The following is a 20,103-nucleotide window of genomic DNA, read 5'->3' as shown; positions in this document are numbered from 1 at the left end:
GGTCACATCATGTCTTCGATGTCGGCGGCGATGGGGTCGGCGTCGGTGCCGATGACGACCTGGATCGCGGTGCCCATCTTCACGACGCCGTGGGCTCCGGCGGCCTTGAGCGCGGCTTCGTCGACCTTGCTCGGGTCGTGGACCTCGGTGCGGAGGCGGGTGATGCAGCCTTCGATCTCGTCGATGTTCTCGATACCGCCGAGCCCGGCGACGATCTTCTCAGCCTTGCTGGCCATGGCCTTCTCCCTGGTTCTTCACATGCGTGCGACGGCCCACCCTGGGTCCGTTTCGTCACCGTAACGCACGTTTGGCCCAGCTTCGCGAGCGGGTGTCCGGACCGTCCTCAATGATGACGATCACCGGTGCTCTGTCTTCCAGGCGGGTTACGCACCGTACCTCAACTGGTCTACACCAGTCTGCAACGACCGCCGAACGCACCCTGTTCCGGGAGGATGCCGATGAGCTCGAGCAGCGCCGCAGTGCCACAGAAGACGTGGTGGAACGGCCTCTTCCAAGGCCTCCAGAAGATGGGCCGCAGCCTCCAGCTCCCGATCGCCGTGCTGCCGGCGGCCGGCATTCTCAACCGGTTGGGCCAGCCGGACGTATTCGGCGACGAGGGCCTGGGCTGGAACAACATCGCCAAGGTGTTCGCGGCCGCGGGTGGTGCGCTGCTCGACTCGGGCCTCGGCCTTCCACTGCTGTTCTGCGTCGGTGTCGCGATCGGCATGGCGAAGAAGTCGGACGGCTCGACCGCGCTCGCCGCGGTGGCCGGCTTCCTCGTCTATTACGCGGTGCTGCACGCCTTCCCGGTGGACTGCGCCCCGGGTTCGACGTTCACCTCGGGCGGCACCTGGTTCGGCACCTGCGTGACCGGCGACGCCAAGGTCACGGCCGCCGAGTACCAGAACCCCGGCGTGTTCGGCGGCATCGTGATGGGCCTGCTCTCCGCCTGGTTCTGGCAGCGGTACCACCGGGTCAAGCTGGTGGACTGGCTGGGCTTCTTCAACGGCCGCCGGCTCGTCCCGATCATCATGGCCTTCGTCGGCCTCCTCTTCGCGGGCCTGTGCGCCTGGTTGTGGCAGCCGATCGGTGACGGCCTGACCAGCTTCTCCAAGTGGCTGGTGGACCTGGACTGGGTGGGCTCCGGCATCTTCGGTCTCGCCAACCGCGCGTTGCTGGTCATCGGCCTCCACCAGTTCCTGAACACGTTCGTCTGGTTCCAGTTCGGTGACTTCACCAAGCCGGACGGCACGGTCGTGCACGGTGACATCAACCGCTTCCTGGCGGGCGACCCGACGGCCGGCCAGTTCACCTCGGGCTTCTTCCCGATCATGATGTTCGCCCTGCCCGCGGCGGCGCTGGCGATCTACCACTGCGCCAAGCCGCACCGCCGCAAGGCGGTCGGCGGCATGATGCTCTCGGTCGGCCTGACGTCGTTCGTGACGGGCATCACCGAGCCGATCGAGTACTCGTTCCTCTTCGTCGCACCACTGCTGTACGGCATCCACGCGGTGCTCACCGGTGTCTCGATGGCGGTGACATGGGCGCTCGGGGCCAAGGACGGCTTCAGCTTCTCGGCGGGTCTGATCGACTACGTCATCAACTGGAGCCTGGCGACCAAACCCTGGCTGATCATTCCGATCGGCCTGGTATTCGCCGCCGTGTACTACGTGATCTTCCGGTTCGCGATCACCAAATTCAATCTCCAGACGCCGGGCCGCGAGCCCGATGAGCTGGAGGAGGAGATCGAGAGGAACCTCACGAAGTAGCAGGTCGAAACGGTTTTCGGCCCCGCCGGAGCAGTCCCCCCAAGGCCCTCGGCCCCACGCGGTCCGGGGGCCTTCGGCATGTCACCGAGCGTGGGTGATAGCTCATGCGAAGTAATCGGAATTTGCAGGTTCCTTATCTGTAGCTCACCGTGCTACAACTGGTCTACACCACTGAGTGGTCCAGACCACGTGGCACTCTGCCGCGTTTCTCGAGTCGCCGCCTCCCCCCTCAACGACCTGGGCGGCGCCTTGTCCCATGGAGGAAGTTGATGTCCACGGCAGACACCGCACCCGCGGTCACCAAGAAGAAGGGTGCTGGCGTGATGTCGGTCATGCAGCGCATCGGCCGCAGCCTCATGCTGCCGGTCGCGGTGCTGCCGGCGGCCGCGCTCCTGGTGCGTCTCGGCCACGACGACATGCTCGGCAGGGCCTCGTTCCCGGACTTCGTCACCAAGATCGCGAGCTTCATGGACGCGGGTGGCAACGCGATCCTCGACAACATGGCGCTGCTGTTCGCCGTCGGCATCGCGATCGGCTTCGCCAAGAAGTCGGACGGTTCGACCGCACTCGCGGCCGTCACCGGCTACCTGGTCTTCCAGAAGGTGCTCGCCACCTTCACCGACAGCAACCTTCCGCAGGTCGCGACGGTGGTCGACGGCAAGATAGTCATGACGGACGCCCCCGTGGACGCCAAGGTCCTCGGCGGTGTGGTGATGGGCATCGTCGTGGCGCTGCTCTATCAGAAGTTCTACCGGACGAAGCTGCCCGCCTGGGCGGGCTTCTTCGGTGGCCGCCGCCTGGTCCCGATCCTCTCCGCCTTCGCGGGTCTGGTCATCGGCGTCGTCTTCGGTTACATCTGGCCGGTGCTCGGCACCGGGCTGCACAACTTCGGCGAGTGGCTGGTCGGTTCCGGCGCGGTCGGCGCGGGCATCTTCGGTGTCGCCAACCGTGCGCTGATCCCCGTCGGCATGCACCACCTGCTGAACTCGTTCCCGTGGTTCCAGGCCGGTGAGTACCACGGCAAGAGCGGCGACATCAACCGCTTCCTGGCCGGTGACCCGACGGCCGGACAGTTCATGACCGGCTTCTTCCCGATCATGATGTTCGCCCTCCCGGCCGCATGCCTCGCGATCGTGCACTGCGCCCGTCCGGAGCGCCGCAAGGTCGTCGGCGGCATGATGTTCTCGCTCGCGCTCACCGCGTTCGTGACCGGTGTCACCGAGCCGATCGAGTTCACGTTCATGTTCATCGCCCCGGTGCTGTACGCGATCCACGCGGTGCTCACCGGTGTCTCCATGGCCCTCACCTGGGGGCTCGGCATGAAGGACGGCTTCGGCTTCTCCGCGGGTGCCGTCGACTTCTTCCTGAACCTCGGCATCGCGAGCAAACCGTGGTTGCTGGTGCTGGTCGGCCTCTGCTTCGCGGTGGTCTACTACGCGGTCTTCCGCTTCGCGATCACCAAGTTCAACCTGCCCACTCCGGGCCGTGAGTCCGACGAGGAGCTCGCCGAGCTCCTCAAGGCCGAGGCGAAGTAACCCTCGCCCACCGCACGACGAAGCCCTCATCTCCCACGGCGGGAGGTGAGGGCTTCGCCGTGCGGCCTGAACCAAACGAAAGACCCTAGACCTCGTACACCGCTCCCGGCACCGCTACCTCCGCCGGCCCGTGGAAGACCGTGCGGGCGTCGGCCAGGTTGCGGTCGGCGTCGGTCCACGGCGGGATGTGGGTCAGGACGAGGCGCCCCACTCCGGCGCGGGCGGCGGTCTCGCCCGCCTCGCGGCCGTTGAGGTGGAGGTCCGGGATGTCCTCCTTGCCATGGACGAACGATGCTTCGCACAGGAACAGGTCGACGCCCTCGGCGAGTTCGTCCAGGGCCTCGCAGATCCCCGTGTCGCCGGAGTACGCCAGCGAGCGGCCGCCGTGCTCGATCCGGATCGCGAAGGTCTCGACGGGGTGGCAGACCTTCTCCGTACGGACCGAGAAGGGGCCGATCTCGAACGATCCCGGCTTCAGCGTGTGGAAGTCGAAGACCTCGCTCATCGCGTGCTCGGACGGTGTGTCGGCGTGGGCGGTGGTCAGCCGCTGCTCGGTGCCGTCGGGCCCGTAGACCGGGAGGGCGGCGGGGCGGCCCCCGTCGTGCCGGTAGTAGCGGACGACGAAGTACGCGCACATGTCGATGCAGTGATCGGCATGGAGGTGGCTGAGGAAGATGGCGTCGAGGTCGTAGAGACCGACATGGCGCTGCAGCTCGCCGAGGGCGCCGTTGCCCATGTCGAGGAGCAGCCTGAAGCCGTCGGCCTCTACGAGGTAGCTCGAACACGCTGATCCCGCGGACGGGAACGAGCCGGAGCAGCCGACGACGGTGAGCTTCATGGAGCGTGAACCTCCGAGACGTGGGAACGGGGAGGGTTCGTGCGGTCTGTTGAGCGGTTTGTCGAGCGTAAGGCGCGAAACAGCCGGTCGCTCCTCCACGGCCGTCCGTTGTGGGGGAACTCACCTGCTCTGTCACCGGTTCGATGGAAGCGGTGGTGACGCCGGTACGGTCGGGACATGGACATGTCCTGGTGGTGGATCGCGCTCGTTCTTGTCGTGCTGCTCGCGCTCGTCGCGGCGGTCGCCGATGGGCGGGGGCGGGGCGGGCGCGGTCCTCGTGGGCGTTCCCGCAGGTCGACGGGTACGGCGGGTACGCGCACGGGTGGCCGTCCGGGCGGGCGGACCCGCCCGCCGGCGGGGCCCGGACGCGGGCCGGGGCCGGAGCGGAGGCCGCGGCCGGGCGAGATCTGGTGGGCCGAGGTGCCGTACGAGGACGGGCCCGGGGCGAAGGACCGGCCGTGCCTGGTGCTGTCGGTGCGGGGCGACTCGGCGCTCGTCGCGAAGATCACCAGCAAGCGTCACGAGGACCGGCCCGGGGTGATCACGCTGCCCGCGGGGACGGTGGGGGACGCGCAGGGCCGGGCGAGCTTCCTGGAGACGGACGAGCTGCGGGAGGTCGCCGTGCGCGGGTTCCGGCGACGGGTGGGGGTCGTGGACGCGGCGGTGTGGGAGCGGGTGCGGGGGCTCGGATGAGGTGGGGCGGGGTGGGCGCGGGCGGGGTGCGCCCGCGCCCGGGGCCTGTCCGGCCCTGATCCGCCGGACAGGTCCGGGGCCCTACGCCCAGAGCTGGCCGTGCAGCGTCTCGATGGCCGCTTCCGTGGTCGGGGCCGTGTAGACGCCCGTCGACAGGTACTTCCAGCCGCCGTCCGCGACGACGAAGACGATGTCGGCCGGCTCCCCCGCCTTGACGGCCTTGTTCCCCACTCCGATCGCCGCGTGGAGCGCCGCGCCGGTGGAGACGCCCGCGAAGATGCCCTCCTGCTGGAGGAGTTCGCGGGTACGGGTGACCGCGTCCGCCGAGCCGACGGAGAAGCGGGTGGTGAGGACCGAGGCGTCGTAGAGCTCGGGGACGAATCCCTCGTCGAGGTTGCGGAGCCCGTAGACCAGGTCGTCGTAGCGCGGCTCGGCGGCGACGATCCGGATGTCCGGCTTGTGTTCGCGCAGGTAGCGGCCGACGCCCATGAGCGTCCCCGTGGTGCCGAGGCCGGCCACGAAGTGGGTGACGGACGGGAGGTCGGCGAGGATCTCCGGGCCGGTGGTGGCGTAGTGGGCGCCCGCGTTGTCCGGGTTTCCGTACTGGTAGAGCATGACCCAGTCGGGGTGCTCGGCGGCCAGTTCCTTGGCGACGCGCACCGCTGTGTTGGAGCCGCCCGCCGCCGGGGAGGAGATGATCTCGGCGCCCCACATGGCGAGCAGGTCGCGCCGTTCCTGGGAGGTGTTCTCCGGCATGACGCACACGATGCGGTAGCCCTTGAGCTTGGCCGCCATGGCGAGCGAGATGCCGGTGTTGCCGCTGGTGGGCTCCAGGATGGTGCAGCCGGGGGTCAACCGGCCGTCCTTCTCCGCCTGTTCGACCATGTGGAGCGCGGGGCGGTCCTTGATCGAGCCGGTGGGGTTGCGGTCCTCCAGCTTGGCCCAGATGCGGACGTCGTCCGAGGGTGACAGCCGCGGCAGGCGGACGAGCGGGGTGTTGCCCACCGCGGCGAGCGGGCTGTCGTACCGCATCAGTTCATGCCGCCGGCGACGGCCGGGAGGATCGTGACGTTGTCGCCGTCGCTGAGCTCGGTGGAGATGCCGTCGAGGAAGCGGACATCCTCGTCGTTGAGGTAGACGTTGACGAAGCGGCGGAGTTCGTTGCCGTCGACGATGCGCTCGCGGATGCCGTTGTGGCGGCTCTCCAGGTCCGTGAGGAGGTCGGCGAGGGTCGCTCCGTTGCCCTCGACGGACTTGGCGCCGTCGGTGTAGGTGCGGAGGATGGTCGGGATGCGGACCTCGATGGCCATGGCGTGGGCTCCTGTCGGAAACGGAGTGGTGGCGTGGGGCGCGCGGCTCTGCCCCCGCGCGGGGGTTGGTGCGTGACGTGTGGTGCTGCGTGTGGTGCTCGGGCCGCGGGCCCGGCTCAGGCCTTGCGGCCGGCGGGCAGGCGGCACGTACAGATCGCGCTGGAGAGCCTGCACAGGTCGACGTGCAGGCGCGCGACGAGCAGCATGCCCGGCGTCTTGTCGCTCACGTCATGGGGAACCATGCGCTCATCGTATCGATTCCCGGTCCGTAATCCCGAGTGTGATCTCACCTGATGGATGGTGGGCGTTCGACAGGCGGACGGGACCGTGGTGGGTCCGGCCCCGTCCGCCGCTGGGCGGCCTGCCGGTGTCCGGCGGTACGACGTGGTCAGGCGGTTTCGTACGCCTCGACGACCTCGACGTCCTCCTCGGTGATCTCGCCGTCCACGATGCGGTACGAGCGGAACTGGAAGGGGCCCGCGTCGTCGGTGTCCGCCGTGGAGACGAGGACGTAGTGGGCGCCGGGCTCGTTGGCGTAGGTGACGTCGGTGCGGGAGGGGTAGGCCTCGGTCGCGGTGTGGGAGTGGTAGACGATCACCGGCTCCTCGTCGCGGTCGTCCATCTCGCGGTAGAGCTTGAGGAGATCGGCCGAGTCGAACTCGTAGAAGGTGGGCGACCGGGCGGCGTTGAGCATCGGGATGAACCGTTCGGCCCGGCCGGTCCCGGCCGGGCCCGCGACCACGCCGCACGCCTCGTCGGGGTGGTCGGCGCGGGAGTGCGCGACGATCTGGTCGTGGAGCGCCTTGGTGATGGTCAGCATTTCGCCAGGATAGGCATGCGGGCCCCTGCGTACCGAAGTGTGGTACGCAGGGGCCCGCATGGTGGACGCGACCGCCGGGGCGGCCGGTCGGGGCGGCCGGTCGGGGCGGCTCAGTTCTTGGCGAAGGCCTTGTTCTCGGGGTTGCGGGCCTTGAGGACCAGGTACGAGATGCCGAGGAGGGCTGCCCAGATCGGGGCGCAGTACAGCGAGATCCTGGTGTCCTTGTCGATGCCCATCATCACGATGACCACGGCGATGAAGAACAGCGCGAAGACGCTGGTGTACGGGGCGCCGGGGGCCCGGAAGCCCGACTGCGGGAGCACCCCGAGGTCGGAGAGGCGCCGGTAGCGGAGCTGGCTGATCAGGATCATGATCCAGGCCCACATGCCGGAGATGGTGGCGAACGAGACGACGTAGGTGAAGGCGTCACCGGGCCACTGGTAGTTGATCCAGACGCCGACGAGCATCAGGGCGGCGGAGAAGGTGGTGCCGACGAGCGGGGTGCCGCTCCTGGTGAGCCGGGTGAAGAACGTCGGGCCCTGCCCGTTGAGCGCGAGGTCGCGCAGCATGCGGCCGGTGGAGTACATGCCGGAGTTGCAGGAGGAGAGTGCCGCGGTCAGCACGACGAAGTTGACGATGCCGGCGCCGATGCCGAGGCCCATCTTGCTGAAGGCGGCGACGAACGGCGAGATGCCGGGCTTGAACTCGGTCCACGGGACCACGGAGAGGATCATGATGAGGGCGCCGACGTAGAAGATGGCGATGCGCCACGGCACGGTGTTGATGGCCTTGGGCAGGACGGTCTTCGGGTCCTTGGACTCGCCCGCGGTGACGCCGACGAGTTCGACGGCGAGGAAGGCGAACATCACGATCTGCAGGGTCATCAAGGTGCCCTTGATGCCGTGCGGGAAGAATCCGCCGTCGGACCAGAGATGGGTGACGGACGCGGTGTCCCCGGCGTCGGAGAAGCCGAGGGTGAGAATTCCGGCGCAGATGAGGATCATGCCGACGATGGCGGTCACCTTGACCATGGAGAACCAGAATTCGAGTTCTCCGAAGAGCTTCACGGAGATCAGGTTCACGCCGTACAGAATGATCGTGAAGATCAGTGCGGAGACCCATTGGGGAATGCTGAACCAGAACGTCATGTACTGGGCCGCGGCGGTGACTTCGGTGATTCCGGTGACGACCCAGAACAGCCAGTAGGTCCAGCCGGTGACGAATCCGGCGAAGGGGCCGATAAATTCGCGGGCGTACTCGGAGAAGGAGCCCGAGACCGGGCGGTACATGAGGAGTTCACCCAGGGCCCGCATGATGAAGAAGATCACCAGGCCCGCGACGGCGTAGGCCAGGATGAGGCTGGGTCCGGCCTTGGCGATTGCTTTTCCCGCACCGAGGAAGAGGCCGGTGCCGATGGCTCCGCCGATGGCGATCATCTGGATCTGACGGGCGCCGAGGGCCCGCTGGTATCCCTCATCCGCCGTGCCGGCATCCGTGACTTCTACGGCCTGCCGGCCGCCCTGCCCATTGTCGACCTGTGCCGATGTCATGTGCTGCGCCTTTCTCCACGCCGATCCGCGCCGCTGAGGCTGCGGATCAGGTCCTGATCCCCCCGGATATGGATGGAGTGCCGCCGGTGGTGGCCGGCTCGTGGCGTCCTCGGGAACAGGTGTGGCGTCCCCCGAGTGGTCGTGAAGATTTATCACGGCCACCCGGGCGACCCACCGGGCGTTATGTGGTGCACACCACAGTAAAAAGCGGACAAGAGTTTCCTGCCGCAGCAAAAAGGCCATTCGAGTGACGGGATCGTTATTCGGATTTGAGCGTCCGTTGAGCGAACGCCCACCACGCACGCGCAGCCCGCGCACCCCGTGGAAGCCGGGGCACGCCGCTACGGCATCAGCGTTTCCACGAGTGTTTCCTGGAGCGCGCCGAGCCAGAGATAGGCCATGACCATCGGCTTGCGCGGGTCGCTGTCGGGGAGCCGGTAGAGCGATCCGGCGCCGCCCCCGCCCTCGCCCTCGGCCCCGCCCTCATCCTCGTCGGAGACCTCCAGTCGGGTGCCGATGGTGAGCCGGAGGTCGTTGAGGGCGCCGAGCCAGTTGCGGCATTCGTCGCCGGTGAGTTCGAGCACGGCGCCGCCGTTCCCGGCGATCGTGAGGGCGTCCAGGGTGCGCACGACGGTGAGGGCGTCGTCGCGCTTGCGGGCGCGCAGATCGTTCTCGGTGAAGCGGCGGAACTCGGCGGAGGCGGCCCGCACTTCGCTGTCCTCGTCGCCGTACGCCTCGGGGAAGAGGCGGGCCAGGGCGGGATCGGTGGGCGGTTCGCTGGGTCCCTCCGCGAAGAGGGCGGCGAGCGGGTCCGCGCCCTCGGCGGGTTCGTCGCCGGGGCCGATCAGTTCCAGCAGCTGGACGGCGAGGGAGCGCAGGATCGCGATCTCCACCTCGTCGAGCGCGACGGCCGCGCCGCCGCCGGGGGTGGCCTCGAAGTGGCCGGCCATGGGTTTTCTCCGATGGTGGGTCGGGCGGGGCAGGAGTCGGGCGGGGCGGCGGACGATCGGTCTAGTTGCGGTCCTGCGTGAGGGTGGCCCACAGCCCGTAGCCGTGCATGGCCTGGACGTCGCGCTCCATCTCCTCGCGGCTGCCGCTGGAGACGACCGCGCGCCCCTTCTGGTGGACGTCCAGCATCAGCTTGTGCGCCTTGTCCTTGGAGTAGCCGAAGTAGGCCTGGAAGACATAGGTCACATAGCTCATGAGATTGACCGGGTCGTTGTGGACCAGCGTCACCCAGGGGACGTCGGGCTCGGGGACGACGACAGTCTCCTCGGCCGATTCGGGACGCTCGATCTCTGTGGGGGCGACGCTCACCCACCCCATGCTGCCACTCGGGAGGGTGCATCGCACAAACGACCCGAGATCTCGTCACTCTGACGAAATAGGGGTAGCATCCGGAACATGAACTCTGCGGACCTTGGGCGACGGGTCGGTGTGCCGTCGACAGCGCTCTTCACCGACCAGTACGAGCTCACGATGGTGCAGGCCGCGCTGAAGGCCGGCACGGCCGACCGGCGGTCGGTCTTCGAGGCGTTCACGCGCCGGCTGCCCGAAGGACGGCGCTACGGCGTCGTCGCGGGCATCGGACGGGTGCTGGACGCGGTGGAGAACTTCCACTTCGACGACGAGATGCTCACCTTCCTGCGCGAACAGAACGTCGTGGACGGACCCACGCTCGCCTGGCTGGCCGACTACAGCTTCAGCGGTGACATCTGGGGCTACCCGGAGGGCGAGGTGTACTTCCCCGGCTCGCCGATCCTGCGGGTCGAGGGCTCCTTCGCCGAATGCGTGCTGCTGGAGACGGTGATCCTGTCGATCCTCAACCACGACTCGGCCATCGCCGCCGCGGCGTCCCGGATGTCCGCCGCGGCCGGTGGGCGTGGCCTGATCGAGATGGGTGCACGACGCACCCATGAACTCTCGGCGGTGGCGTCGGCGCGTGCCGCGTACATCGGCGGCTTCGACACCACCTCCGACCTGGCGGCGGGCTTCCGCTACAACATCCCGACCGTCGGGACGAGCGCCCACGCCTTCACGCTGCTCCACGACACCGAGCGCGACGCGTTCCGGGCCCAGGTCGACTCGCTGGGCCGGGGCACGACGCTGCTGGTCGACACGTACGACGTCACCGAGGCGGTCCGTACGGCGGTCGAGGTCGCCGGGACCGAGCTGGGCGCGGTACGGATCGACTCCGGGGACCTGCTGCTGGTCGCGCACCGGGTGCGGCAGCAGCTGGACGAGCTGGGCGCCACGGAGACGAAGATCGTGGTGACCTCTGATCTGGACGAGTACGCCATCGCCTCGCTGGCCGCGGCGCCGGTCGACGCGTACGGGGTGGGCACGCAGCTGGTGACCGGCAGCGGGCAGCCCACCTGCTCGATGGTCTACAAGCTCGTCGCCCGTGCCGGGTCCGCCGACCCCGCGGAGCCGCTGCGTCCGGTCGCCAAGAAGTCGCTCGGCGCGAAGTCGTCGGTGGGCGGTCGCAAGTGGGCCGCGCGCCGGCTGGACGAGAACGGGGTGGCCGAGGCGGAGGTGGTCGGCACCGGCGCCGTGCCCGCGGAGCTGGCCGACCGGCAGCTGCTGGTCGAGCTGGTCAAGGGCGGCGAGGCGATAGCCCGGGAGCCGCTGGACGCGGCGCGCGAGCGGCACATCGCGGCACGGGCGGGGCTGCCGATGTCGGCGCTGCAGCTGTCCCGCGGAGAGCCGGTGATTCCCACGGAGTACGTGTGAGCGAGGGGCGCGGTGGTGGGCGGGCGCGCCCGGCCACCACCGCGCCCCCGGGCGCCGCGCGGGTTCCGTTCCGTCCCCTCCCTATCCGGGGCCGGAGTCTCTAGGCTCGAATCACGCCCCCCACGACCGCCGACCGTCCCCCACCGAAGGACACCCGCCATGCACCGCGCCTTGATCGTCGTCGACGTTCAGAACGACTTCTGCGAGGGCGGCAGCCTCGCCGTGGCGGGGGGCGCCGATGTCGCCGCCGCCATCACCGATCTGATCGGGGAGGCCCAGGCCGGGTACCGCCATGTGGTGGCCACCCGCGACCACCACATCGACCCGGGCAATCACTTCTCCGCCCAGCCGGACTTCGAGCAGTCCTGGCCGGCGCACTGCGTGGCCGGCACGGAGGGTGTCGGCTTCCACCCGAACTTCGCGCCCGCGGTCGCCTCGGGGGCGGTCGAAGCGGTGTTCGACAAGGGTGCCTACGCCGCGGCGTACAGCGGCTTCGAGGGCCTCGACGAGAACGGTGTGGGGCTGGCCGACTGGCTGCGGGACCGCCGGATCACCGAGGTCGACGTCGTCGGCATCGCGACCGATCACTGTGTGCGGGCGACGGCGCTGGACGCGGTCCGGGCGGGCTTCACCACGCATGTGCTGCTCGACCTGACCGCGGGGGTCGCCGAGGCGACCACGGAGCGGGCCCTGGAGGAACTCCGCAGGGCGGGCGTGAAGCTGTCCGGCAAGCCGGTGGTGTAGCGGCACGGACCCCGCGATCCGGGCCGGCCCCGCGCCTCAGGCCGGCCGTCGTACGGGTATGGCCGGGCGTACCAGGGCCCGGATCGGGTGCCAGAGCTCCTGCGCCTTCTCCGGTCTCGCCCGCCACAGCAGCCCGTCGGGGTGGTGCAGCACGGCGGTGATCTCGTCGGGTGTGGGCGGCTCGGCGTTGCCGCGGAGGTAGACCGCGCGCAGGCCCGCGTTGCGCAGCCGGGTCAGGGCGCGGGCCCGGTTGGCCGCGTGCACCAGGACCCGGACCGGGGCGCCCGGACCCGCTCCGTCCGTCGGACTGGGCAGAGTGATCGCCACCACCACACTGCCGTTCGGCAACTTGCAGAATCCTCCGCCTGCCATACCCCGCGCTCCCCCGTGAGACGTCGTGTCAATAAGGATCCGAACAAGACGCACCTAAACACGATCGGCCGCCGCCCGCTAGAGGGCGACGGCCGATCATGCTCTGACCTGCGGTTATACGGGACTACTTGTGCGAGGGACCGACCTTGACGGTGATCGTCGAGCCGCTGCGCGGCTCCTTGACGATCGAGATCCGGGTGTTCGTGTCAGGGACCTGAACACTTCCGGTCGGGTTCTCCTTGTACCAGTAGGTGCCCTTGTGGTCGTCGAAGGCCGGGACACCGTGCTGCGACTTGATCCGGACCGGTGCGTCCGCGCTGTGCAGCGTGAAGGCGTCGGTCGCGTACCAGCTGAAGGGCGCGTCGAACGGCTGGATCTTGTTGCGCATGATCGAGCCGTCGGCCCACTTGAGGGGCTTGGCGTGGGAGTCGACCGGCAGGATCAGACCGTGGCCCGGGTGGACCGAGACGTTGTTGTCCTTCTGGGACTTGTCCCAGAGCCAGACGAGCAGACCGTTCTGGTACGGGTAGTGCTCGACCCAGTCGGGACGGGTCTTGGAGAAGCCGAAGTTGTACGGGCCGACCTTGAGGGTCTTGTCGTAGCTGACGTACTGGCGGTTCTCCGCGATGTAGTACTGCGGGTAGTCCTTCTCGAACGACTCGCCGACGCGGGAGAAGCCCTTGGCGGTCCAGCCGTTGTCGTCGCCCTCGGCGTTGTCCGTGAAGAGCACGGCACCGTCGGCGTTGACCGAGATGGTGTCGGCCGCGAAGCCGATGCCGCCGGCGCCGCCGTCGGTGGCGTAGCGGAAGCGGATGTCGATCTTCTTGCCCGCGTAGGCGTCCAGCGGGAAGGAGAGCTTCTGGTACTTGCCGGAGACGTCGGTCAGGGCCGGCTTGTCACTGGCGTCGCGCGGGATCGCCTTGCCGTCGGCCGTGCCGTCGATCGCGGTCCAGCTGGTGCCACCGTTCTCCGACACCTCGGTGTAGAGGTAGTCGTAGTCCTTCTCGATGTCCCACCAGCCCGCAAGGTCCAGGGAGGCCTTGGACTTGCCGGTCAGGTCGACCGAACGGGAAAGGGTGTTGCTGAGGTTGTCGCCCATGTCGCTCCACCACTGCTTGGAGCCCTCCGCCGGCTTCGTGACGGCGGTGGTGACGGGCTTCTCGGGCAGCGTGACGACGAGCGCCTGCTTGTTCTTGGTGTTGTACTCCGACACGCCCAGCTTGTGGGTGGACTTCGTCGAGGCCTTGGCCTCGGCGTAGTCGAGCCAGCCCAGCTGGAGCTTGTCCCAGGCGGTCATGTCGCCGGGCAGGTCACCGATCGAGTCCTTGCCGGTGCCGAGCCAGGAGCCGGCCGACATCAGGGACCAGAAACCGACCGAGTTCTCGGCGGTGTTGGTGGTGTCGTAGAGGTCCGGCAGGCCCAGGTCGTGGCCGTACTCGTGGGCGAAGACACCCAGGCCGCCGTTCTCGGGCTGCGCGGTGTAGTCGCCGACCCAGATGCCGGTGTCACCGATCTCGGTGCCGCCGGCCTTGTTGTCGGCCGGGCCGGTCGCGCCGGCGTCGGTGCCGTAGGCGTACCAACGGTGGGCCCAGATGGCGTTCTTGCCCTCGGCGCCGCCACCCGCGGACTCGTCCTCACCGGCGTGGACGATCTGGAAGTGGTCGATGTAGCCGTCGGGCTCGTTGAAGTTGCCGTCGTTGTCGTGGTCGTAACGGTCCCACTGGTCGTACTTGGCGAGATCCGTCTTGATCTGCTCGGGCGTACGGCCCTTGGCCTTCTGGTCGGCGGCCCAGGCGTTCACGCCGTCCCGGATCATGTCCCAGGCGTTGGCGCAGTTGGTCGCACCGCAGAAGTTGGAGCCGTAACGGGCCTCGTTGTACGGCACCTTGACCCAGTCGGAGACCTCGCCGTCGACCGAGTAGCGCCCGGAGGACGTCTTCTCGTAGTACGTCTTCAGCGAGTCCTTGCCGGCGCCCGAACCGAAGTAGAGGTCCTGGAAGTGCGCCTGGTTGTAATCGGCCTGCCAGGCGGTGCTGTTGTCCTTCTTGGGGTCCGGCTTGGCTATCTTGTTGTGCAGCGGGCCGGGCGTGCCCCCGTACTTCGGAACGGCCGGCTTCGGGCCGTCGCCGTCCGGGTCGTACATGGTGGTGTTGTCGACCTTGTCGCCGAACTCCACCAGGATCGTGAAGATCTTGTCGGTCTTCTCGCGGCCGAGCTCGACGTACTTCTTGTCGTCGAGCTTGACGACCTTGGAGCCGCCCTTCTTCGAGATCTTCTTGTCGCCCGATATGACCTGCTCCAGGGCGGCCTGACGCTGCGCGTCCTGCTGCTTGCTGAACGGGCCCTTCAGGTCGTGCTCGTTGCCCTTGGCCGACCCCGGGTCGCGGCGGTCGATGGTGGTGCTCTTGGCTGCCGGCGTCTTGTCATCTGCCTGAGCCGTGGCAAAAGCTGACGCCGTGGCGGCAGTGGCGGCCATGGCCACGACAACCGCCGCAGCGCGAAGCGCCCGTCTGTTCTTGGTCACTTGATGCAGTCCTCCCCGGCACTCGCCGCTGCGGCCAGGGGGATGTGGGGCCGCGCGCGAATACGCGTCACAAGTGACGACATTCGACCGGAGTTACGCGAGAAAAGACAGATCTTGACTTGAACAGGCCAAGTGCACTATGTAGGAGAACGCTTCCGTTATCCGGACGTTCATCGAGCGGGCAACCGGTGCGTCATGGACCACGGTTGGAGCGGAGTATGACTCCGTGCGCCCCCCGTGCACCAGTACCGTGGGTTAGGCCGTGCTTACCAGTGGTCCCTCTCGGGCATCCACCGTCGTAGAGTCGCTTGACAGTGCGACCGTGTTGAGAGACTGCCCATCCGATGCCCCGAGGACGGATACCGCCATGCCGCGTCCCACTGCCGCACAGCTCTCCTACGGTTCGGTCACCGTCGTCTTCGCGACCCTCGCGATGCTGCTGCTTTCCCGTACGGGTTCGGGCGTCGGAATCGCCGTCATCGGAACCGCGGCGCTCGCGCTCGGTCTGCTGGTGGCCGTGACCGTACCCCAGCCGTCACGCGCGAAAACCGCGAAGCAGGCGAGGGCCCGCTCCGCGGTCCGGGTGAACCAGGACGCGGTCTCCGCGTCCGCCGCGGACGCGCGCGTCCTCTAGTTGGTCTGCACGACCACCGTCTTCAGTTGGTCTGCACGACCACCGTCTTCAGTTGGTCTGCACGACCACCGTCTTCGCCGCCTTGTCATGGAGGCCCTGCCGGTACGGCTTGTCCGTGAACATGAGCACGATGTTGATCAGCCACCACAGGCACGGGCAGCACAGCAGCGCCGGCAGCCACAGCACCACGGCCCGCAGGAACGACGCACCGGTGTCCGGCACCCGGCCGTCGTTGAGCATCGCGACCCGCAGCTTCAGCAGCCGCTTGCCGAGGGTCCGGCCGTCCTTGTGCGTGAAGTACGTGTCGTACGCGACGTAGACGACCAGGCCGATCAGCGACCACAGCAGCTGGTGCCCGCTGTACGTCTGGCTGAAGACGTCGCCGACGCCGTTGCCGTTGTTGTCCGACACCTCGACCGCGCCGCCCCACGGCAGCGAGATCAGATAGAGCGGGATCGAGATGATCAGGAAATCGATCAGCCGGGCCAGGATGCGCTTGCCCGGCTCCGCGAGCGGGGGCATGCCGGCCAGCGGATCCACGCCGTACGGTCCGCCGCCACCGAACGGGCCCGGATCGTACGGCGGCGGGGGCGGCGGAGCGCTGTCGTACGGCGAACCCGATGACGGCGGCGGCTCGTGCGGCTTCTTGAGGAACGGGTCGTCCTCGGGCGGCTGACCGGACGTCGGCTGATCGTTGCTCATGGGGGCAGTGCACCCCGCCCCGGGGGTGCCCGCAACGGCTCAGGTGCGTTCGGGGGAACGGGTGGCCCGACGGCCCCTCACCCGATGGGCCGTCGGCCGGATGAGTGCAGTCAGCCCGCCACGAAGGTGTGTGCCGCCTTGTCGTGCCAGCACTGGCGCCACGGCCGGTCGAACAGGCACCACAGCACGTTGACCACGCCGATCACGAGGACGCCCAGCACGCCGTAGACCAGCCAGCGGCGCAGCGCGGCGCCGAAGGCCGGGGCGCCGTGGGACTCGATGTCCCGCACTTCGAGTCCACAGAGCTTCTTGCCGAGCGTGCGCCCCCACTTGGCCGTCGGCAGCGCCTCCAGCAGGACGCCGAGCACGAGGAACGCGCCGAGCACCCCGCCGAACAGACCGGCCGTGGTGGAGTCCACCAGCCAGACGGTGACCGTCTCACCGGACAGCTTCGCCGCGTTGATCTTCTCGTCGATGTGGTCCAGTGCCTGCGAGACGAGCGGGAAGCCGACCCCGCCGACGAGCGCCATCAGTACGACGGTGTCGATCAGCCGGGCGGCGAACCGCTTGCCGAGCCCGGCGGGCCTGGCCGCCGCCTGGGCCTGCGCGAGCTGCTGGAAGGGGTCGTCGACCGGAGGCTTCCAGGGCACGACGGGCTGGTCCGGCTGGGCACCCTGGGCACCCTGGGCACCGAACTGCGGGCGGGGCTGCTGGGGCTGGGGCTGGGGCGGGAGTTGCGGCGGAAGCTGAGGCTGGTGCTGCTGGACCGGGATTTGGGGCTGGGGCTGAGGTTGGGGCTGGAGTTGAGGCTGGTGCTGCTGGGCGGGGAGTTGGGGCCGGGCAGGCGGACTGGACTGCTGCGTCCAGGGGGCGGGGTTCTGTGCCGGGGCCGGGGCGGGGTTCTGTGCGCCCGCACCGGGGGCAATCGCGCGGATCGCCATCGTCCCCTCCGTGGCCGCCGGTTCCGGCGTCCGGCGAGCGGGCCGGGGGCCGACCCGGATCGCCACGGTGTTCTCGGGGACCTGGCCACCGGCGTCCCGCGCGCCCGGCAGCGCACCGTCCGCCGACTCGGAGGGAGAGGGAACGGCGGCGGGCCGTCGCGGGTCCGCGGGGGCACGATCGGCGGGGGCACGGACCGCGGGAGCGCGGTCGTCCGGCACCTGGGCGGCCGGGACGGGGTTCACGGGGACGGGGTTCACCGGGACGAGGCCGGCGGGCACGCGCGGATCATGGCCGGGCTCCGTACCGGCTCCGGACTCCGGCCCCGACGGCCGGGCCTGTTCACCCTGGCCGCCCTGTTCATCGGGCCGGCCGGGGCCGCCCCAGGAGACCCGTCGGTCGCGTTCCCCGCCGAATCCGGTCTGCCGGGTGGCGTCGGCCTGCCAGGCGGTGGCCGGTTCGGGGCGGTTGCCCGCGTGCGGCTCCTCGTCGAGGAAGACCGGGCCGGTCTCGTCCACCGGTGCCGGGACCGCCGGGAGCGGCTGCGACTGCGGCTGTGGCTCGGACGCCGGGGCGGAGGGCTCTGCTCCGGAAGGCACCGCAGGCATCGACTCGCCCTGCTGAGGAGCGGGGCGGCTCGTGCCGGGCACCCACGAAGCACCGTTCCAGTACCGGACATATCCGGGAATGGACGGGTCGGGGTAGTACCCCTCGCGGGGGCTTTCGTCACCGGGTGCCGGGGTTGGGGCGCTCATCACCGTGGTCCCGTATCTCTTCGAGGCCTGAATGCAACGGGTCCACATCTACCAGACGCCCGCGTACCCCTGGGCCACTCCAGGGGTTTGGGCCGCTTTCCCGTCGCCCGGAAATATTTTTCGGAAGTCGCGTAATAGATGGCGGGGAGGGCGCTCTCTCCTTGTGCGGACCGGTCATGGGACCGGCCCACAGGCACCGGAAGGACGCACTCATGCACACCGTCGTGGAACGCGAGCTGGAACTCAAGCTGGTCCTGTCGCCCGAGCGCAGCATCCCCGTACCCGCCCGTCTGACGTACCGCACGGAGGACCCGTACGCCGTGCACGTCGCCTTTCACATCGGCTCCGACTTCCCGGTCCACTGGACGTTCGCCCGCGATCTGCTGGTCGAGGGGGTGTTCCGGCCGTGCGGTCACGGGGATGTCCGGATCTGGCCGACCAAGGTCGAACGGCACAACGTCATCTTCGTCGCGCTGACCTCGCCCGACGGGAACGCGCTCCTGGAGGTGCCGTCCGCCGCGGTGGCCGCCTGGGTGGAGCGGACGCTGCGGGTGGTCCCGCCCGGCACGGAGGCCGAGCTGCTCGGGATCGACGAGGGCCTCGCCGAGTTGCTCGCGCCGCTGCCGGCCGACGACCTGTGGATGCGCGACCCGTGGCCGTCGGACGAGTCGCAGGACGGCGAGGCGTGAGCGGGCGCGGTTCCGCCCGGCCGCCGGAACGCCGACCGTCAGAACACCTTGCCGGGGTTGAGCAGCCCCAGCGGGTCGAACGCCTGTTTGATGCCCCGGTGCAGTTCGACGCTCACCTCGCCGAGCTCGCGCGCGAGCCACTCCTTCTTCAGGACGCCGACGCCGTGTTCACCGGTGATCGTGCCGCCGAGCTCCAGGCCGAGCGCCATGATCTCGTCGAACGATTCGCGGGCCCGCCGGGACTCGTCGGCGTCGGTGTGGTCGAAGCAGACGACGGGGTGGGTGTTGCCGTCGCCCGCGTGCGCGCAGACGCCGATGGTGAGGCCGTACTTCTCGGCCACGGCCGCGGTGCCCTCCAGCATGGCGCCGAGCTTCGAGCGGGGTACGCAGACGTCGTCGATCATCGTGGCCGATTTGACGGTCTCCAGCGCCGTGAGCGACATCCGCCGTGCCTGGAGCAGCATTTCGGACTCGGCGGCGTCCTCCGCGGGGACCACGTCGGTGGCGCCCGCCGCGGTGCAGAGCTCGGCGACGGCGGCCAGATCGGCCGACGGGTCCGGCGTGTCGAAAGCGGCGAGCAGGAGCGCCTCGGTGGTGTCGGGGAGGCCCATGTTGGCCATCTTGTTGACGGCCTGGACCGTTGTACGGTCCATCAGTTCGAGGAGTGACGGAGTGTGACCACGCTCCATGATCCGGCAGATCGCGTCGCAGGCGGTCGCCGCGCTCGGGAACTCCGCGGCCAGGACCAGCTGCTGCGGCGGCCGGGGCTTCAGCGCGAGCACGGCCTTGACGACGATGCCGAGGCTGCCCTCCGAGCCGACGAAGAGCCGGGTGAGGTCGTATCCGGCGACGCCCTTCGCGGTGCGGCGGCCGGTGGTGAGCAGCCGCCCGTCGGCGAGGACGACCTCCAGGCCGAGCACGTATTCGGCGGTGACCCCGTACTTCACGCAGCACAGGCCGCCGGACGCGGTGCCGATGTTGCCGCCGATGGTGCACATCTCCCAGCTGGAGGGGTCCGGCGGGTAGCAGAGACCGTGTTCGTCGACCGCCCGGGACAGCACCGCGTTGATGACGCCGGGCTCGACGACGGCGATCCGGTCGACCGGGCTGATCTCCAGGATCCGGTCCATCTTGACCAGGGACAGCACGATGCAGCCGTCGGAGGCGTTGGCCGCGCCCGACAGGCCGGTGCGGGCTCCCTGCGGGACGACCGGGACGCGCAGCGCGGTGGCGGTGCGCATGACGTGCTGGACCTGCTCGACCGTGCGCGGGAGCACGACGACCGCGGGCGTGCCCGCGTCGCAGAAGCTCGCCATGTCGTGGGCGTACGCGGCGGTGACGTCGGGATCCGTGATCAGTGCCTCGGCGGGCAGTCCCGCACGCAGTCGTTCGAGAAGACCGTTCATGATCCCAGCGTGGCACCCGGGCCCATTGGTGTGAACCCGTCTGCGGCAGCCTTCGCAAGGCGCGGTGTGCTCTTATTACTGACGCAGAGT

General features: G+C 69.1%; 21 protein-coding genes. 7 read left to right on the top strand and 14 right to left on the bottom strand.

Annotation, left to right across the window (positions count from 1 at the left end):
* Positions 1-2 precede the first annotated feature (2 nt).
* Entirely contained in the window at positions 3-236 is a 234-nt protein-coding gene (locus tag OG611_RS12670; protein ID WP_014156020.1) for a glucose PTS transporter subunit EIIB, read from the bottom strand.
* 222 nt (positions 237-458) lie between these two features.
* Here OG611_RS12670 and OG611_RS12665 point away from each other — a divergent pair, with 222 nt between their 5' ends.
* Both OG611_RS12665 and OG611_RS12660 read left to right on the top strand, forming a co-directional pair.
* Positions 459-1,769 carry a PTS transporter subunit EIIC gene (locus tag OG611_RS12665; RefSeq protein ID WP_266418707.1) on the top strand — a complete coding sequence of 437 codons (1,311 nt, stop codon included), beginning with the start codon at positions 459-461 and terminating at the stop codon, positions 1,767-1,769.
* Between the two features lie 269 nt (positions 1,770-2,038).
* Positions 2,039-3,304 carry a PTS transporter subunit EIIC gene (locus OG611_RS12660; RefSeq protein ID WP_266418705.1) on the top strand — a complete coding sequence of 422 codons (1,266 nt, stop codon included), beginning with the start codon at positions 2,039-2,041 and terminating at the stop codon, positions 3,302-3,304.
* 85 nt (positions 3,305-3,389) lie between these two features.
* On the opposite strand, the gene OG611_RS12655 is transcribed toward OG611_RS12660, so the two are convergent.
* Positions 3,390-4,142, bottom strand: coding sequence for an MBL fold metallo-hydrolase (locus OG611_RS12655; RefSeq protein WP_266418703.1), 753 nt, complete (start codon positions 4,140-4,142; stop codon positions 3,390-3,392).
* A gap of 177 nt (positions 4,143-4,319) precedes the next feature.
* On the opposite strand from OG611_RS12655, the gene OG611_RS12650 reads away from it, so the two are divergent.
* Complete coding sequence (locus tag OG611_RS12650) at positions 4,320-4,835, top strand: type II toxin-antitoxin system PemK/MazF family toxin (protein WP_266418701.1); 516 nt, start codon at positions 4,320-4,322, stop codon at positions 4,833-4,835.
* Between the two features lie 81 nt (positions 4,836-4,916).
* Here OG611_RS12650 and OG611_RS12645 read toward each other — a convergent pair whose 3' ends face one another.
* The 7 genes from OG611_RS12645 to clpS form a co-directional block, all read right to left on the bottom strand.
* Positions 4,917-5,867 (bottom strand): PLP-dependent cysteine synthase family protein, encoded by a 951-nt coding sequence (locus OG611_RS12645; protein WP_266418699.1) that lies wholly within the window; start codon positions 5,865-5,867, stop codon positions 4,917-4,919.
* A complete protein-coding gene (locus OG611_RS12640) occupies positions 5,867-6,145 on the bottom strand; it encodes a MoaD family protein (RefSeq protein ID WP_266418698.1) in 279 nt (92 codons plus the stop codon). Before OG611_RS12640 ends, OG611_RS12645 begins: the two co-directional genes overlap by 1 nt.
* A gap of 116 nt (positions 6,146-6,261) precedes the next feature.
* Positions 6,262-6,387, bottom strand: a complete 126-nt coding sequence (locus OG611_RS12635; RefSeq protein WP_256088703.1) for a putative leader peptide — start codon at positions 6,385-6,387, stop codon at positions 6,262-6,264.
* Positions 6,388-6,533: 146 nt separating this feature from the next.
* Complete coding sequence (locus OG611_RS12630) at positions 6,534-6,965, bottom strand: M67 family metallopeptidase (RefSeq protein WP_266418696.1); 432 nt, start codon at positions 6,963-6,965, stop codon at positions 6,534-6,536.
* Positions 6,966-7,075: 110 nt separating this feature from the next.
* Positions 7,076-8,515, bottom strand: coding sequence for an amino acid permease (locus tag OG611_RS12625; protein ID WP_266418694.1), 1,440 nt, complete (start codon positions 8,513-8,515; stop codon positions 7,076-7,078).
* 341 nt (positions 8,516-8,856) lie between these two features.
* Entirely contained in the window at positions 8,857-9,465 is a 609-nt protein-coding gene (locus OG611_RS12620; RefSeq protein ID WP_266418692.1) for a DUF2017 domain-containing protein, read from the bottom strand.
* Positions 9,466-9,526: 61 nt separating this feature from the next.
* Positions 9,527-9,841, bottom strand: a complete 315-nt coding sequence (gene clpS, locus OG611_RS12615) for an ATP-dependent Clp protease adapter ClpS (protein WP_266418690.1) — start codon at positions 9,839-9,841, stop codon at positions 9,527-9,529.
* 78 nt (positions 9,842-9,919) lie between these two features.
* On the opposite strand from clpS, the gene OG611_RS12610 reads away from it, so the two are divergent.
* Both OG611_RS12610 and OG611_RS12605 read left to right on the top strand, forming a co-directional pair.
* Positions 9,920-11,248 carry a nicotinate phosphoribosyltransferase gene (locus tag OG611_RS12610; protein ID WP_266418688.1) on the top strand — a complete coding sequence of 443 codons (1,329 nt, stop codon included), beginning with the start codon at positions 9,920-9,922 and terminating at the stop codon, positions 11,246-11,248.
* A gap of 159 nt (positions 11,249-11,407) precedes the next feature.
* Positions 11,408-11,992 carry an isochorismatase family protein gene (locus tag OG611_RS12605; RefSeq protein ID WP_266418686.1) on the top strand — a complete coding sequence of 195 codons (585 nt, stop codon included), beginning with the start codon at positions 11,408-11,410 and terminating at the stop codon, positions 11,990-11,992.
* Positions 11,993-12,028: 36 nt separating this feature from the next.
* Here OG611_RS12605 and OG611_RS12600 read toward each other — a convergent pair whose 3' ends face one another.
* On the bottom strand, positions 12,029-12,364 hold the full coding sequence (locus OG611_RS12600) for a hypothetical protein (RefSeq protein ID WP_266418684.1): 336 nt from the start codon (positions 12,362-12,364) through the stop codon (positions 12,029-12,031).
* A 124-nt stretch (positions 12,365-12,488) separates the two neighbouring features.
* Complete coding sequence (locus OG611_RS12595) at positions 12,489-14,888, bottom strand: immune inhibitor A domain-containing protein (protein ID WP_266418682.1); 2,400 nt, start codon at positions 14,886-14,888, stop codon at positions 12,489-12,491.
* A gap of 367 nt (positions 14,889-15,255) precedes the next feature.
* Here OG611_RS12595 and OG611_RS12590 point away from each other — a divergent pair, with 367 nt between their 5' ends.
* A complete protein-coding gene (locus OG611_RS12590; protein ID WP_266418680.1) occupies positions 15,256-15,522 on the top strand; it encodes a hypothetical protein in 267 nt (88 codons plus the stop codon).
* Positions 15,523-15,570: 48 nt separating this feature from the next.
* Here OG611_RS12590 and OG611_RS12585 read toward each other — a convergent pair whose 3' ends face one another.
* A complete protein-coding gene (locus OG611_RS12585; protein WP_266418678.1) occupies positions 15,571-16,224 on the bottom strand; it encodes an RDD family protein in 654 nt (217 codons plus the stop codon).
* Between the two features lie 110 nt (positions 16,225-16,334).
* On the bottom strand, positions 16,335-17,918 hold the full coding sequence (locus tag OG611_RS12580) for an RDD family protein (protein WP_266418676.1): 1,584 nt from the start codon (positions 17,916-17,918) through the stop codon (positions 16,335-16,337).
* 212 nt (positions 17,919-18,130) lie between these two features.
* Between OG611_RS12580 and OG611_RS12575 the strand changes: the two genes are divergently transcribed.
* On the top strand, positions 18,131-18,607 hold the full coding sequence (locus tag OG611_RS12575) for an SsgA family sporulation/cell division regulator (protein WP_266418674.1): 477 nt from the start codon (positions 18,131-18,133) through the stop codon (positions 18,605-18,607).
* A 38-nt stretch (positions 18,608-18,645) separates the two neighbouring features.
* Here the strand turns inward: OG611_RS12575 and OG611_RS12570 are convergent, their stop codons facing one another.
* Positions 18,646-20,013: an FAD-binding oxidoreductase gene (locus tag OG611_RS12570; RefSeq protein ID WP_266418672.1), complete on the bottom strand. Its 1,368-nt coding sequence runs from the start codon at positions 20,011-20,013 to the stop codon at positions 18,646-18,648.
* Positions 20,014-20,103 lie beyond the last annotated feature (90 nt).

Origin of the sequence: Streptomyces sp. NBC_01363 (assembly GCF_026340595.1) — a bacterium.
In the GTDB taxonomy this organism is placed as follows: Bacteria; Actinomycetota; Actinomycetes; order Streptomycetales; family Streptomycetaceae; genus Streptomyces.
This window is presented reverse-complemented; position numbering and strand designations above follow the sequence as displayed.

Excerpts from the sequence above, each read along its gene's own strand:
- OG611_RS12670 (WP_014156020.1), bottom strand. The coding sequence starts at position 236 with ATGGCCAGCAAGGCTGAGAAGATCGTCGCCGGGCTCGGCGGTATCGAG.
- OG611_RS12665 (WP_266418707.1), top strand. The coding sequence starts at position 459 with ATGAGCTCGAGCAGCGCCGCAGTGCCACAGAAGACGTGGTGGAACGGC.
- OG611_RS12660 (WP_266418705.1), top strand. The coding sequence starts at position 2,039 with ATGTCCACGGCAGACACCGCACCCGCGGTCACCAAGAAGAAGGGTGCT.
- OG611_RS12655 (WP_266418703.1), bottom strand. The coding sequence starts at position 4,142 with ATGAAGCTCACCGTCGTCGGCTGCTCCGGCTCGTTCCCGTCCGCGGGA.
- OG611_RS12650 (WP_266418701.1), top strand. The coding sequence starts at position 4,320 with ATGGACATGTCCTGGTGGTGGATCGCGCTCGTTCTTGTCGTGCTGCTC.
- OG611_RS12645 (WP_266418699.1), bottom strand. The coding sequence starts at position 5,867 with ATGCGGTACGACAGCCCGCTCGCCGCGGTGGGCAACACCCCGCTCGTC.
- OG611_RS12640 (WP_266418698.1), bottom strand. The coding sequence starts at position 6,145 with ATGGCCATCGAGGTCCGCATCCCGACCATCCTCCGCACCTACACCGAC.
- OG611_RS12635 (WP_256088703.1), bottom strand. The coding sequence starts at position 6,387 with ATGGTTCCCCATGACGTGAGCGACAAGACGCCGGGCATGCTGCTCGTC.
- OG611_RS12630 (WP_266418696.1), bottom strand. The coding sequence starts at position 6,965 with ATGCTGACCATCACCAAGGCGCTCCACGACCAGATCGTCGCGCACTCC.
- OG611_RS12625 (WP_266418694.1), bottom strand. The coding sequence starts at position 8,515 with ATGACATCGGCACAGGTCGACAATGGGCAGGGCGGCCGGCAGGCCGTA.
- OG611_RS12620 (WP_266418692.1), bottom strand. The coding sequence starts at position 9,465 with ATGGCCGGCCACTTCGAGGCCACCCCCGGCGGCGGCGCGGCCGTCGCG.
- clpS (WP_266418690.1), bottom strand. The coding sequence starts at position 9,841 with ATGGGGTGGGTGAGCGTCGCCCCCACAGAGATCGAGCGTCCCGAATCG.
- OG611_RS12610 (WP_266418688.1), top strand. The coding sequence starts at position 9,920 with ATGAACTCTGCGGACCTTGGGCGACGGGTCGGTGTGCCGTCGACAGCG.
- OG611_RS12605 (WP_266418686.1), top strand. The coding sequence starts at position 11,408 with ATGCACCGCGCCTTGATCGTCGTCGACGTTCAGAACGACTTCTGCGAG.
- OG611_RS12600 (WP_266418684.1), bottom strand. The coding sequence starts at position 12,364 with ATGGCAGGCGGAGGATTCTGCAAGTTGCCGAACGGCAGTGTGGTGGTG.
- OG611_RS12590 (WP_266418680.1), top strand. The coding sequence starts at position 15,256 with ATGCCGCGTCCCACTGCCGCACAGCTCTCCTACGGTTCGGTCACCGTC.
- OG611_RS12585 (WP_266418678.1), bottom strand. The coding sequence starts at position 16,224 with ATGAGCAACGATCAGCCGACGTCCGGTCAGCCGCCCGAGGACGACCCG.
- OG611_RS12580 (WP_266418676.1), bottom strand. The coding sequence starts at position 17,918 with ATGAGCGCCCCAACCCCGGCACCCGGTGACGAAAGCCCCCGCGAGGGG.
- OG611_RS12575 (WP_266418674.1), top strand. The coding sequence starts at position 18,131 with ATGCACACCGTCGTGGAACGCGAGCTGGAACTCAAGCTGGTCCTGTCG.
- OG611_RS12570 (WP_266418672.1), bottom strand. The coding sequence starts at position 20,013 with ATGAACGGTCTTCTCGAACGACTGCGTGCGGGACTGCCCGCCGAGGCA.